The organism is Senegalia massiliensis, from assembly GCF_900626135.1.
Taxonomy (GTDB): domain Bacteria; phylum Bacillota; class Clostridia; order Tissierellales; family SIT17; genus Anaeromonas; species Anaeromonas massiliensis.
On sequence record NZ_LR130786.1, the window covers coordinates 858,493 to 873,268 of the forward strand.

Here is a 14,776-nt window from a genome sequence, read left to right on the forward strand (position 1 = left end):
TAATTTAAAATATATTCTATTATTAAGTTTAATATAAAAAAGAGTTCGATCTAAAAAGACCGAACTCTTTTCTATATTTCATTTTCGTTAATTCTATTTATTAAATCTTCTACTTTTCTTCTAATTACTTCTCTAGTTTCTCTAAAGTCTTCTATAGGTCCTCCTGATGGATCTTCCAATCCCCAGTCTTCATTATGACTATTAGGAACATAAGGACACACTACATTACATCCCATAGTAATTAATATATCAATTTTTTGTGGAATATCTTTTAATAACTTTGGATAGTGATCTTTCATATCTATTCCCACTTCTTCCATTACTGATACTGCTTTAGGCTTAACTTCATGATACTCTTCCGTTCCTGCAGAGTAGACTTCCATTATATCATTACCTAATTTTTTAGACCAGGCTTCAGCCATTTGAGATCTACATGAATTATGAACACATAAAAATGCAACTTTCTTTTTCATATTATCTAACTCCTTATATATTATCTATCATAAACAAACCAACTTTTAGTATTATTTGCTATTTTAACAAGTGTAAGCATAATTGGAACTTCAACAAGTACACCTACTACAGTTGCCAGTGTTGCTCCTGATTCTAGCCCAAACAATGAAATTGCTACTGCAACAGCTAATTCAAAAAAGTTAGATGCACCTATCATTCCAGCTGGAGCTGCTATATTATGTGGTAACTTCCAAACTTTCGCCCATAAGTAGGCTATAAAGAAAATAAAAAATGTTTGAATTATAAGTGGTACAGCTATAAGAGCTATATCAATAGGATTATCCACAATTGTTTCACCTTGAAAAGAGAATATTATTATAAGTGTTAATAATAGTCCTATAATAGTGATATTACTAAATTTAGGAATATAAACTTTTTCAAAGTATTCTTGGCCTTTATTTTTAGTTATAATAAATCTTGACAACCAACCTGCTACTAAAGGAATAACTACAAATAATACTACAGATAAAAATAAAGTATTCCAAGGAATTGATATATCTCCTATTCCTAATAAAAATGCAACTATTGGAACAAATGCCATTAATATAATTAAATCATTTGTAGCTACTTGTACCAATGTATATGCAGGATTACCTCTGGTCAAATGACTCCAAACAAATACCATTGCAGTACAAGGGGCTGCTCCTAAAAGTACAGCTCCTGCTAAGTATTCTTTTGCTAACTCAGATGATATAAAATCTTTAAATACTATATTAAGAAAAAAACTTGCTATTAAATACATAGAGAAAGGCTTAATAAGCCAATTAGATATCCATGTAATAATAAGTCCTTTAGGTGTTTCTTTAACTTTTTTAATACTATGAAAGTCAACTTTTAGCATCATTGGATAAATCATTAACCATATAAGTATTGCTACTGGTATAGAGACATTTGCATACTCAAATTTACTTAATAGATTTGGAATTCCAGGAAAATATACTCCTATACCAATTCCTATCGCCATACATAAAGCTACCCAAACTGTAAGATACCTTTCAAAAAAGCTTATGCCTGATTTCAAAACTTCTTTTTTTTGCATGCTATCTCTCCTTTTCTATATATTTAATTATTTCTTTCGTTTTATTTAATTTTCCACTTGATACAACTTTTTCATCTATAACAAGCGCAGGAGTTTTCATTACTCCATACTTCATAATTTCTTGAACTTCAGTTACTTTTTCAACTTCTGCATCAATGTTTAATTCTTTTACAGCTTCCTTTACATTATCTACAACCTTATCACATTTTGCACATCCTGAACCTAGAACTTTAATTTTCATTATAAATCACTCCTATTTTTTATTTTATATTAATAAATATCCAAAAATATTAAATAAATAACCTATAATTAATATGCCTATTGTTACTATAACTATAAATAATCCTAAAAGCTTCTTTTTTACAACCTTTGAAAGCATAACCATTGAAGGAAAAGATAAAGCAGTAACACTCATCATAAATGCCAAGGCTGTTCCAAGCCCCACTCCTTTAGCAACTAATGCTTCTGCAATAGGTAAAGTTCCAAATATATCTGCATACATAGGAATTCCTACAAATGATGCAATTATTACAGAATACCAATTTTCTTTTCCAAGTACAGCAGATATGAAACTCTGAGGTATATAATTATGAATAGCAGCTCCTATACCTACTCCAATTAGTATATATAACCATACTTTATTTATTATATCTATAACCTGATTTTTAGAAAATTCCAGTCTTTCTTTTGTACTAAGATCTTCTTCTCCATTGTTATAAACAGGATTATTAAATACAAAAGGTTCAACATATTTTTCTAAATTCATTTTACTTATAATTCCGCCGCCAATTACAGCAAGTATTATTCCAACAACAACATAACTAATGGCAATCTGCCAATTAAATATACTAGCAAGTAATATAACTGATGCTAAATCTACAAGTGGAGAAGATATTAGAAATGAAAATGTAACCCCTATAGGCAGACCTGCACTTGTAAAACCTATAAAAAGTGGTATTGATGAACAAGAACAAAATGGAGTTACAGTTCCTAAAAGTGCTGCTAAAATATTAGCTTTTATCCCATTAAATCTACCTAATATTCTCCTAGTTCTTTCAGGTGGAAAAAAAGATTGAATATATGAAATTGAAAAAATTAAAATAGATAACAATATAAATATCTTAATTACATCATATATGAAAAAATGTATACTATTACCTAACTTTGTTGATATACTCAAATTAAATATATCTTCAACAAAAATTCTAACTAAATCAGAAAGCCAATCCATCTTTAATAATTGTGAATTTATAAACTCAAATATAAACACTATAAACTCCCCCTATTATCTATCTCATCAAAGAAATCCCTTAACATATTTATACTTTGTTTATTTAAACAGTATTTCATCCATTTCCCATCTTTTCTACTATTAATAAGGTTAGCTTCAGATAATATTTTCATATGATAGGAAAGAGTTGGCTGAGATATATTGAATTGCTCTAATAATTCACAGGCACAAAGCTCTCCGTATGAAATCATATCAAAAATTTTTACTCTTGTAGGATCACTTAATGCTTTTAGCATTAAAGCATAATCTATATAACCTTTTTCCATAAATTCACCTCCAATAAGATAGTTTAAGCATTTAAAATTATAAATAATGCTATTATACATATAGATAATTATCTATATGTATAATAGCATTATATATTTATAACTGTCAATATGTTCTTTAAAATTATTTCATATCTCTAGTTGATACTAAATCTACTCCTGTATCTCCTATATTTTTTATTATAATATCTCCTACATTTATAGGAGCTGTTACAGTAACCTGATTTATGAAATCCATAATCTCGAATATCTTATCTTTAGGAATTGCATCTTTTGTCTTTACTGGAAGTCTTTCTAATAACCCACCTTTTATTTTTACAGTTGATGTAATAATACGTGTGGGATTTTTCATTTCTTTTATAGCATAAGACTCGCCTCTTTTGCATTTGTTTCCACTTACTCTATACCCCTCTTGCCTCTCTTCGTCTTTTTCTATAAGCAAACTACATCCTATAGGACATACTATACAAGTTATTCTTTTATTATCCATATTATAATTCCTCCAACAATTCTACTATTATATTTTGGGTATCAGAAGGTATCTTTTCTTTATCTAAACTTATCATCTCCATTTCCCCTGGTGTTAATTGTCTTTCTTTTTTCTTATATATAGTTTTATTATCAGATTTTATTTGGATATATATATTTTTATAAACATCAGTTACTCTAGTAAATAACTTTAATTTACTATCTAAATTTTCATATCTTATATGATGAGGAATTATATACTTTATTCCATTTCCAGAAGTAGTTTTTATTTTTCTATCTATATATTTAATCTCCCCTTTAATATATTTAGCTGCAAATTTTCCAGCTCTTCTACTTTCTTCTGTAACAAAATCTACTAAATCATGAACATGAACTACATTACCACAAGCAAATATACCTTCTACAGAAGTTTCCATAGATTCATTTACTATAGGACCTGATGTTGTATTATCAAATTCTAACCCTATATTACTTGACAATTCATTTTCCGGTATAAGCCCTACTGATAATAATAATGTATCGCATTCATAATATTTTTCAGTTCCTTTGATAGTTTTTCTTTTTTCATCAACTTTTGCTACCCATACACCTTCTAATCTATCCTTTCCTTTTATATCAATTATAGTGTGACTTAGAAATAAAGGTATATCATAATCATCAAGACATTGAACTATATTTCTATTAAGCCCTCCTGAATAAGGCATTATTTCAGCTACTCCTAAAACTTCAGCTCCCTCTAAAGTAAGTCTTCTTGCCATAATTAACCCTATATCTCCAGATCCTAATATAAAGGCTTTTTTACCTACCATATATCCTTCCATATTAATATATCTTTGTGCGCTTCCTGCTGTTAATATACCAGCAGGTCTTTTCCCAGGTATTGCAAGTGCTCCTCTTGTTCTTTCTCTACAACCCATAGCAAGTATTATAGCTTTAGCTTGTATTTGCATAAATCCATCTTCTCTATTTATTGCTTTTATATTTTTGTTTTTGTCTATATCTAAAACCATTGTATCAATTTTATAATCTATATCTTTTTCTTTTAGTTGTTTTATAAATCTATGTGCATATTCTGGCCCTGTCAACTCTTCATTAAAAACTTGTAAACCAAATCCATTATGAATACATTGCTGTAGTATACCACCTAACTCTCTATCTCTTTCTATAACTAATATATCTTCTATTCCATTTTCATTAGCCTCTATAGCAGCTGCAAGACCTGCAGGCCCTCCCCCTATTATTACTAATTCTATTTTATTCATAACTATATGCCTCCTTTCCTTTATTTGTCTCACCAACTAAAATATTAGAATTATTATTATCTTTTAGAACTTCTTCATAAGCTATATTTAATTCTCTAGATAATATTTCTACTACTCTAGGACCACAAAATCCTCCTTGACATCTTCCAGCTCCTGGTCTAACTCTACGTTTTATGCCATCAACAGTAGTAGCTCCTGCATTTCTATTTATGGCTTCCACTATTTCACCTTCAGTTATCATTTCACATCTACAGATAATTCTGCCATATCTACTATCTTTTTTTATTAATTGATTTTTTTCTTTATCTCCTAATTCCATAAATACTGTAGGCTTTTTTCTAATAGGATTAAAATCTGTTTTTAATTCTATTTCTTTAGATATATTTAATATTAATTTAACCACATGTTCTGCAATTGCTGGAGATGAAGATAATCCTGGTGATTTAATTCCTGCTACATTTATAAATCCTTTAGCATCTTGGGCTTCTCCTATAATAAAATCTCCTGTCTCGGGGTGGGCACGAAGTCCAGCAAAAGTTCTAATATTCTTATGAAATGGTATATCTTCTGCACTTATATTAGATACATTCTTTACAAATTCCAATCCTTCAATTGTAGTTTCTATACCTTCTTTATCCTTAATATTCTCAGCATTAGGGCCTATTAACATATTCCCATGGACAGTAGGTGCTAATAATACTCCTTTTCCTCGTTTAGTAGGACACTGAAATATAACTGTATTAATAAAATCTGTACCTGTACCTTTGTCCAATACATAATACTCACCTCTTCTTGGAATTATAGTAAAAGATTTTGATGATACCATGTCATTAATTTTATCTGCATATACTCCTGCACAATTTATCACATGTTTAGTATCTATTTCTCCCTTATTAGATATTAATCTATAGTTCTTCCCTGTTTTATGTATATCTTTTATTTCTGTATCTAACGAAAGCTCTACGCCATTTTCCATAGCATTTTCCGTAAGAGCTATAGCTAGCTCCCAAGGACCTATTATACCAGCTGTTTTAGAATATAATCCTCCAACTACTTTCCTATTAATATTTGGCTCCATTCTTCTAATCTCTGAGCCTAATAAAATCTGCATATCAGGTATTCCATTCTTTACTCCTTGTTCATATAGTTTCTTAATTGTTTGCATTTGATCATTATCAAAAGCTACTACTAATGAACCTATTCTTTTAAAAGGAACTTTTAGTTCTTTACAAACTTTATCAAACATTGGATTTCCCAAGGCATTAAATTTTGCCATAAGTGTGCTTTCCCTAGCATCATATCCACCATGAATTATAGCACTATTTGCTCTTGTAGCTCCTTTAGATACATCATTTTCTTTATCTAAAAGTAATATTTTTAATTTATATTTTGATAGTTCCCGTGCTATAAAAGTTCCTATTATTCCTGAACCTATTATCGTCACATCATACATTAAATTACCTCCTTTTAAGATAAAAAAGGCCACATCAACCAAGACCTACTCTCGTAGATTATGATTAATGTGGCTCTCCTTCTTCTCCGGCCAATATTTATTTGTTACTTATATTATATTCTATGATGAATGTATATGCAATTATGACTATTCTACTTCTTCCCACTTTTCACTTCTTCTTATAGCCTTCTTCCAACCTTTATAATAATTTTCTTTTATTTCATTATCCATATTAGGATTAAATTCTTTATCACATTTCCATTTTTCAGCGATTTCTTTTTTATCTTTCCAGAAACCTACTGCAAGTCCTGCTAAATATGCAGCTCCCAAAGCTGTAGTTTCTGTAATCTCAGGTCTTTCTACTGGAACTGATAATATATCAGATTGGAATTGCATTAAGAAATTGTTCGCTACTGCTCCTCCATCTACTTTTAATTTTTGTAGATTTATTCCAGAATCTACTTGCATAGCATCTAAAACATCTCTAGTTTGATAAGCTATAGACTCTAAAGAAGCTCTAATTATATGATTTTTATTTGTACCCCTAGTAAGCCCTACTATTGTACCTCTAGCATACATATCCCAATATGGTGCTCCTAAACCAACAAAGGCAGGAACTACATATACTCCACCAGAATCTTCTACTTTAGATGCAAAATATTCACTATCTGCTGCATCAGATATAAGCTTCAATTCATCTCTTAACCATTGAACTACTGCTCCACCAATGAATATACTTCCTTCAAGAGCATATTCAACCTTACCATCTACTCCCCAAGCTATTGTTGTAAGTAATCCATTATCTGATAATACCATATCGCTACCAGTATTCATTAACATGAAGCATCCAGTACCATAAGTGTTTTTAGCCATACCTTTTTCATAGCATGCCTGACCAAATAATGCTGCTTGTTGGTCTCCTGCTATACCTGCTATTGGTATCTTAGCTCCACCAAAAGTTTTTGGGTCTGTGTGACCATATACTTCACTTGATTGTCTCACTTCAGGAAGCATTGATTTAGGAATATCTAATTCATCAAGTAATTTATCATCCCACTTTAAATTTTTTATATCATAAATCATTGTTCTTGAGGCATTACTGTAATCAGTTACATGAACTTTTCCACGTGTTAAATTCCATATTAACCAAGTATCAATATTTCCAAATAATAAATCCCCTTTTTCTGCTTTTTCTCTAGCCCCTTCAACATTATCTAATATCCATTTTATTTTTGTACCAGAAAAATACGCATCTACTACAAGTCCTGTAGTATTCTTTATATATTCAGTTAATCCTTTTTCTTTTAATTTATCACATATATTTGCTGTTCTCCTACATTGCCAAACTATAGCATTATAAATAGGTTTACCAGTATTTTTATCCCAAACAACAGTTGTTTCTCTTTGATTTGTAATTCCTATTCCAGCAACTTCCTCTGGTCTTACTCCTGCTGTTTCTAAAACTTCTCTTGCTACTCCAGATTGTGTACCCCATATTTCCATAGGATCATGTTCAACCCATCCTGACTTAGGATATATTTGAGTAAATTCTTTTTGAGCTGTCTTTACTATTTTTCCTTCATGATCAAATAAAATTGCTCTAGAACTAGTTGTACCTTGATCAAAAGCTAGAATATATTTTTTATCCATTTACTTTTCCTCCCTTTAATTCATTATACATTAGTTTTATTACATCCACATATTTAAAAAGAATTTATATATAAATGCTCCTAATACTCCACCTATAATAGGTGCTACTACAGGTACCCAACCATATCCCCAGTCTGAATCTCTTTTATCTTTTATAGGCAATAAAGCATGAGCAATTCTTGGTCCTAAATCTCTAGCAGGATTTATAGCATATCCAGTTGGTCCACCTAAACTTAGTCCTATTGACCATACTAGAAAACCTACTAACAATGCACCTAGTGCACCAGTATTGTTGTTTCCATGACCTATACCTAAAATACCTATTAATAACATAGCTGTACCTATTATTTCTGATACTATATTCCATTTTATGTTTTTAATCTCTGGTATTGTTGCAAATACTCCTAATTTACCATTTTTGTCATCAGTAGCATCAAAATGATTTTTATAAGTTAAATATACTAAAACTGCTCCACAAAAAGCACCTATAACTTGTGCTAATATGAACCCAGGAACTAAATCCCATGAAAAATCACCTATTGCAGCCAATGCAACTGTAACAGCTGGATTTATATGTGCTCCACTTATCCATCCAGTTACATAAACAGCCATAGCTACAGCTAAACCCCAACCAGTAGCTATAACTATCCAACCACTATTCTCTCCTTTACTTTTTTTCAAGACAACGTTTGCCACTACACCATCACCTAGTAATATAAGTATTAAAGTCCCTAAAAACTCTGCTAAATACATAGCCATGTTTGACATAATTACCCCTCCCACAATATAGTACTAAATTTTACCACTATAAACAACCCACCTCCAATATTTATATTCATACTTTCTTAACTATTATACCAATACAGCTATTATCTCTTAAATTTTCGTTATTAAAGTCATCTATTAATTTCGCTAGACAATTAATTATATTAAATCAATAAATCTAATAATACAAGCTGTATTAATAATATATATGTCTATTTAAATATAAATATTCTAAACTTTTATGTAACCCTTATAGTAAAAAATGAATATATTATTATTAGCCTTAGCTAACTTGATATTTTGTTTGGAGGTATAATAATGAATGATAAATATATAAATTTAAATAAATTGCCTATTGGAGCCATTGGAAGAGTTAAGAAAGTAACTTCAAGTGGAAACACAAGAAGAAGAATGCTAGATTTAGGGCTTATAAATAATACTATAGTTAAATCACTTAGAAAAAGTCCTTTAGGCGACCCAATAGCATATGAAATTCGAGGAGCTGTAATTGCTTTAAGAAGTGAAGAATCTACTCATATATATGTAGAAAAAATAGAGAATTAAAGGAGGATAGTAAAGTGAATATAAATAAAGAAATGTTTAATATAAAATCACAGTCAAAGGATAATATCATAATAGCTTTAGCAGGTAATCCTAATACAGGAAAAAGTACAGTATTTAATAATCTAACTGGACTTAAACAACATACAGGAAATTGGCCTGGTAAAACAGTTACTAATGCTCAAGGTAAATATAAATATAAAGATGACAATTATATTTTAGTTGATTTACCTGGCACATATTCATTACTCTCTAATTCTCAAGATGAAAAAGTAGCTAGAGATTTTATATGCTTTGGTAATCCCGATGCAACTGTAGTTGTAACAGATGCTACATCTTTAGAACGAAATCTTAATTTAGTACTCCAAATCTTAGAAATGACAAAAAAAGTAGTAGTATGTGTAAATTTGATGGATGAAGCAAATAGGAAAAGTATAAAAATAAATATAAAAGAGCTGTCTAATATACTAGGAGTTCCTGTAATTGCAACTTCTGCAAGAGAAGGAGAAGGCCTAGATAAATTGCAAGAAGCCATAAGAAAAGTCTCTAAAGAACAAGTAAGTACTAATCCAATACAAGTAAGATATGATGATGAAATAAAAACAATTTTACAAGATATAAAAACTGAAGTAAAACCTTTATTAAAAGATAAGCTCAACTTAGAATGGACTTGTCTACGTCTACTAGAAGATGATAATGATTTAATTAATTCTATTAATAAATATATCAATATAGATTTATCTCAAGATAATGAATTAAATAAAAAAATACAAGAATCCAAAAATAAAACTCCTAATATTAAAGATAAAATTGTTTCTTCTATTGTTCATCAAGCAGAAGATATTTCTAATAAAGTAGTAAAAAAACATCAAAAAAACCATAATGAGTTTGATTATAAAATAGACAATATACTAACTTCTAAAATATTTGGAATCCCTATAATGATTGCTTTATTAGGTGTAATTTTTTGGATTACCATACAAGGGGCTAATTATCCCTCCCAATTACTTGCAAATGGTCTATTCTGGATTGAAGGAAAATTAACTTTATTTTTTAGTTTTTTAGGTACTCCACAATGGATACATGATATTTTAGTTCTAGGAATGTATAGAACTCTTGCATGGGTTATTTCTGTCATGTTACCTCCTATGGCAATATTCTTTCCTCTTTTTACATTACTAGAAGATTTAGGTTATCTACCAAGGGTTGCATTTAACCTAGATTATTATTTTAAAAAAGCATGTGCACATGGCAAGCAAGCTCTTACAATGTGTATGGGATTTGGATGTAATGCTGCAGGAATTATAGCATGTAGAATAATAGATTCTCCTAGGGAAAAACTCATAGCAATAATTACAAATAACTTTGTACCATGTAATGGAAGATTTCCTACCTTAATAGCTCTTGCTACTATTTTTATTGCTAGTGGAGCTGGGGCTTTTAGTTCTGTATTTGCAACTCTTTCAGTATTGTCTGCTATAATACTTGGAGTCTTTATTACCTTAATAATATCTAAAATACTATCTAAGACAATATTAAAAGGTCTTCCATCTTCATTTACTTTGGAACTTCCACCTTATAGAAAACCACAAGTAGGAAAAGTAATTTTTCGTTCTATTTTTGATCGTACATTATTTGTTCTTGGTCGTGCAGTAGCTATCGCTGCTCCTGCTGGTTTAGTTATTTGGATAATGGCAAATATAACTATAGGTGGCAGTAGTATTCTAACTCATTCTGCTATGTTTTTAGATCCATTTGCCAGATTACTTGGAATGGATGGTTATATTATGATGGCATTTATATTAGGACTTCCAGCTAATGAAATAGTTCTACCGATATTAATAATGAGTTACTTATCCAAAGGAGCTATGCTTGAATTAGATAGTTTAAGTGAAATGAGAAATTTATTTATAAATAATGGGTGGACTTGGTTAACAGCAGTATGTACTATGTTATTTTCATTGAATCATTGGCCATGTGGAACTACTCTTTGGACCATAAAAAAAGAAACGGGTAGTCTAAAATGGACTATTATTTCCTTTATAATTCCAACTATTACAGGTATTATAATTACATTTATAGTAGCTCAAACAGCTAGATTGTTAGGCTTAATATAAAAAATCCGTTCATATGAACGGATTTTTATTATAAGTACCAAATCTCTTCTTTACTTGTAGATATCCCAATAGCCCCTGACTTTAAACTATTAATAACATCTGTTTTATCTAATATTAGCCCTCCTGTAATTATAGGTATATTAGTTTTTTCATGAATTATTTTAGTTATTTTAGGCATGACTCCAGGAAGTATTTCTACAGCATTTGGCCTTATTGATTTTATAGCTTTTATTCCTGTATCTAATGATAATGAATCTATTAAAAATAATCTTTGAATAGCAAATAATCCAATGTTTTTAGCATATTTAACTAAATTACTTTTAGTAGTTATTATACCATCAGGTTTTATATTATTATTTATATAATCAAGAGCTACAGTATCTCTAGAAAACCCTTCTATCAAATCAATATGAATATATACTTCCATATCATTTTTCTTTATTTCTTCTACCATTGAGCTAAGATTAAATATATTACCTGTAAGTAAAAATATTATATTTGAAGGTGATCGTATTGCCTTTTTTAAATTTTCAGCATCATTAACTGCTGCAATTACTGGATTATTATTAATATTATCAAAAAACAAAGAACTCAACTCTTCACCACCTTAATATATATTATATAATTATATCATATTTTTTCTACATATAAGCATAAAAAAAGATACACCTTAAGGTGTATCTTTTTATTTTTATTCACTTGCTAAATTGTCAAAATATCCTTGTATAAATACTACAGGTGTACCTTTATCTCCACTACCACTTATAAGGTCACATAAACTTCCTAGTAAATCTGTAATTTGACGAGGAGTTGTTCCTAAAGATGCATTATTTGCTATCAAATCTGCTTCTTTTTCAGTGATCTTGTTTTTCATAGCATTCATAACTTCATCTTTAGATATTTCTCCTAATTCCGTATCTACTATATATTTTAACTTCAATTCATTCGGAGTACCTTCTAATCCCTTTGTATATGCAGGAGAAACTACAGGATCAGCTAATTCCCAAATCTTACCTACAGGGTCTTTAAATGCACCATCACCATAAATCATAACTTCAATATTTTTGTTTGTTTTTTCTTTTAATTTTTTTTGTATTTCATCTACATAGTATTGGCTATTTCTTGGAAACAACTTAACTTTTGTCTCTGAAGATAAGTTAGAGCCAAGAAGACCATACTCAGGATTATATCCACTTCCATTAATAGATTCAGCTAATATATCATCTAAAGAATATACAATATTAGCTCCTTCTTTTTTAAGCAATCTTTTTAATCTTTTTCTATCATGAATATTTGCAATCAATACATCTTTTGTAAACTCTAATATTGTTCGTGGATCATTAGAAAAATGTATTTCTATATTATTATTTGCTGCCTCTCTATATAAATCTATATAATCTATTCCTGTAAAAGGATGAACAACTTTCTCTCCAAACTTTTGTCTATATTCTTCTTCTGATAATGTATCTGTAAAAGGATTTATACCTAAAGCATCCATTTTATCTACATCCATTAAGTGATTCCCTACTTCATCTGATGGATAACTTAAAAGTAAATGTATCTTTCTATTACTTTTTGCTATACCTTTAAGCAGAATGGAAAATCTATTTCTACTTAATATAGGAAATATTAGTCCAATTTCATTTGGAAATTTATCAGCTACATCTTTTCCAATATCATCAATATTTACATAATTACCTTGAGCTCTTGCAACAAGTGATTCAGTTATTCCTACAACATCTCTATCTCTGAATTCTATGTTTTCTGATTCTGCTGCAGTTATTACAGAATCTACTACAATATTAACAATGTCGTCCCCTTCTTTTACAATAGGTGTTCTTATACCTCTAGCAGTAGTACCTATAGTTCTCATAAATTTTTACCTCCAATATAGATTTAATCACAGACTCAATTATACCATACATTAATTTGATTTTCTATAAAAATGTTAGGAAATTATAAAATAATTTTATTCCACAATATATAATTAAAATTCCACAAACTACATTTATTATTCTTATTACTTTCATATTAAAGTTTTTATACAAATATAAATAATACGAACTTTTTTATTATGATTATCTTCATCTAGCCTGTCACTTTAAACTTCATTTTCTTCATTATCAAGTGCAAAGAAATTCTCTTTCTCATCATCTTCTATATCAACTATTTCATTAAAATTTCCCCAATCTATTTTTTTATTATTTTTTCCTTTTCTTTTTAATCTTTTAAATCCTTTTCCAAACTCTATATTTTCTTCTTTATAAGTTTTAACTGCAAATATTGGATTTCCATTTATAGAATCAAATCCTGTAAGAGAAAATTTAATAATTAATTCTTTATCTTCATTATAAATCTTTTTCAATTTTCTATGAAAATATTTATTTTCTTTATTCATGTTCATATTAAATGTCCAAGTTTGTTCTATAACAGGATATTCTCTTCTTGTACTATATAATAAATGTCTTTCGTTATCCTCTTCATAATAAAAATCTAAATTTGTTTGAGTATTTGTTATATATGCACCTTTATTACCTATTCTAATAGATAAAAAATGACTTTGTTCTCCTGCTAAATCAGTTCTTTTAGATATCAATACTTTATCAGTAAAAACAACATTAGATGGTCTTTTTAATATATAATACACTAAGAATGATGAAAATACAGAAGAAAGTATTATACCAATATACCCTTGAATAATCACTAAATTTTTACTTAAATCATGTATAGGATAAATATCACCATATCCTATAGTAAATAATGAAATCATACTGAAGTATAAAGCATCGAAAAAGTCAATTTTAAGTTGTAATGATCCTTGATAGCTTATTCCATCAGTAAAATAATAAAATAAAGCAAATATTAAACTAAGCCCTAAAAATACCAGAGAATATACACCAATTGCAATGAAAACTTTTTTAATATCTTTATTTCTAAACAAATTATCACTCCAAATTAATCGTTTTAATTTAAATTACCCACTTCCTTTTCTTAAAAACAAAAGTCCCCATATTATAAATATAGGGACTTTTAGATTATATTTTTTCTTTTGGTGTATAGTACGTATGGAGAAGTTCGTGTGCCTTTTCTCCATAAGGTTCACCTAAAAACTCTTTATATAACTTCAAAACTTCTTGGTTTTCATGAGACTTTCTTCTTTTCTTATTTCTATCTTCGCTATAAATAGCTTTTTGTCTTTTCTTTATAATTTCCATGTCACCATGATGATAAGGTTGGCCTCCACCACCTATACATCCACCAGGACAAGCCATTATTTCTATAGCATCATATTTAGATTCCCCTTTTTGGATAGATTCAAGCATTGCTCTTGCATTGCCTAAACCATGAGCTATACCTATTTTCAAACTTT

General features: G+C 29.1%; 16 protein-coding genes. 2 read left to right on the plus strand and 14 right to left on the minus strand.

All coding sequences use genetic code 11. The features are described from left to right. Window positions 1–71: 71 nt before the first annotated feature. The 10 genes from E0D94_RS14305 to E0D94_RS14350 all read right to left on the minus strand — a co-directional run bounded on the left by E0D94_RS14305 (window position 72) and on the right by E0D94_RS14350 (window position 8,722). Window positions 72–473, minus strand: coding sequence for an arsenate reductase ArsC (locus E0D94_RS14305; RefSeq protein WP_130808205.1), 402 nt, complete (start codon window positions 471–473; stop codon window positions 72–74). A 20-nt stretch (window positions 474–493) separates the two neighbouring features. Beyond that, window positions 494–1,552 carry an ACR3 family arsenite efflux transporter gene (gene arsB, locus E0D94_RS14310; RefSeq protein ID WP_130808206.1) on the minus strand — a complete coding sequence of 353 codons (1,059 nt, stop codon included), beginning with the start codon at window positions 1,550–1,552 and terminating at the stop codon, window positions 494–496. A gap of 1 nt (window position 1,553) precedes the next feature. Next, a complete protein-coding gene (locus E0D94_RS14315; protein ID WP_130808207.1) occupies window positions 1,554–1,793 on the minus strand; it encodes a thioredoxin family protein in 240 nt (79 codons plus the stop codon). 24 nt (window positions 1,794–1,817) lie between these two features. Next, entirely contained in the window at window positions 1,818–2,822 is a 1,005-nt protein-coding gene (locus E0D94_RS14320) for a permease (protein WP_130808208.1), read from the minus strand. After that, window positions 2,822–3,109, minus strand: a complete 288-nt coding sequence (locus E0D94_RS14325; protein WP_130808209.1) for an ArsR/SmtB family transcription factor — start codon at window positions 3,107–3,109, stop codon at window positions 2,822–2,824. The genes E0D94_RS14320 and E0D94_RS14325 overlap by 1 nt, the downstream gene beginning before the upstream one ends. A gap of 124 nt (window positions 3,110–3,233) precedes the next feature. Beyond that, a complete protein-coding gene (locus E0D94_RS14330; RefSeq protein ID WP_130808210.1) occupies window positions 3,234–3,599 on the minus strand; it encodes a DUF1667 domain-containing protein in 366 nt (121 codons plus the stop codon). 1 nt (window position 3,600) lies between these two features. Then, the gene (locus tag E0D94_RS14335) at window positions 3,601–4,860 is read right to left on the minus strand and encodes an NAD(P)/FAD-dependent oxidoreductase (protein WP_130808211.1); all 1,260 of its coding nucleotides are present in this window, start codon (window positions 4,858–4,860) and stop codon (window positions 3,601–3,603) included. After that, the gene (locus tag E0D94_RS14340) at window positions 4,853–6,313 is read right to left on the minus strand and encodes an NAD(P)/FAD-dependent oxidoreductase (protein ID WP_130808212.1); all 1,461 of its coding nucleotides are present in this window, start codon (window positions 6,311–6,313) and stop codon (window positions 4,853–4,855) included. Before E0D94_RS14340 ends, E0D94_RS14335 begins: the two co-directional genes overlap by 8 nt. A gap of 147 nt (window positions 6,314–6,460) precedes the next feature. Further along, complete coding sequence (glpK, locus tag E0D94_RS14345) at window positions 6,461–7,963, minus strand: glycerol kinase GlpK (protein WP_130808213.1); 1,503 nt, start codon at window positions 7,961–7,963, stop codon at window positions 6,461–6,463. 39 nt (window positions 7,964–8,002) lie between these two features. After that, the gene (locus E0D94_RS14350; protein WP_207289831.1) at window positions 8,003–8,722 is read right to left on the minus strand and encodes an MIP/aquaporin family protein; all 720 of its coding nucleotides are present in this window, start codon (window positions 8,720–8,722) and stop codon (window positions 8,003–8,005) included. Window positions 8,723–9,046: 324 nt separating this feature from the next. Here E0D94_RS14350 and E0D94_RS14355 point away from each other — a divergent pair, with 324 nt between their 5' ends. Beyond that, a complete protein-coding gene (locus E0D94_RS14355; protein ID WP_130808215.1) occupies window positions 9,047–9,292 on the plus strand; it encodes a FeoA family protein in 246 nt (81 codons plus the stop codon). Between the two features lie 32 nt (window positions 9,293–9,324). Then, the gene (gene feoB, locus E0D94_RS14360; protein ID WP_130808263.1) at window positions 9,325–11,406 is read left to right on the plus strand and encodes a ferrous iron transport protein B; all 2,082 of its coding nucleotides are present in this window, start codon (window positions 9,325–9,327) and stop codon (window positions 11,404–11,406) included. Between the two features lie 28 nt (window positions 11,407–11,434). Here feoB and E0D94_RS14365 read toward each other — a convergent pair whose 3' ends face one another. The 4 genes from E0D94_RS14365 to E0D94_RS14380 form a co-directional block, all read right to left on the minus strand. Continuing rightward, window positions 11,435–12,001: a glycerol-3-phosphate responsive antiterminator gene (locus tag E0D94_RS14365; RefSeq protein WP_130808216.1), complete on the minus strand. Its 567-nt coding sequence runs from the start codon at window positions 11,999–12,001 to the stop codon at window positions 11,435–11,437. 96 nt (window positions 12,002–12,097) lie between these two features. Continuing rightward, window positions 12,098–13,279: a coenzyme F420-0:L-glutamate ligase gene (locus E0D94_RS14370; RefSeq protein WP_130808217.1), complete on the minus strand. Its 1,182-nt coding sequence runs from the start codon at window positions 13,277–13,279 to the stop codon at window positions 12,098–12,100. A 228-nt stretch (window positions 13,280–13,507) separates the two neighbouring features. Then, on the minus strand, window positions 13,508–14,347 hold the full coding sequence (locus E0D94_RS14375) for a potassium channel family protein (RefSeq protein ID WP_165442983.1): 840 nt from the start codon (window positions 14,345–14,347) through the stop codon (window positions 13,508–13,510). A gap of 94 nt (window positions 14,348–14,441) precedes the next feature. Next, on the minus strand, window positions 14,442–14,776 hold a 335-nt coding region (locus E0D94_RS14380), incomplete at its 5' end, for an iron hydrogenase small subunit (protein WP_207289816.1).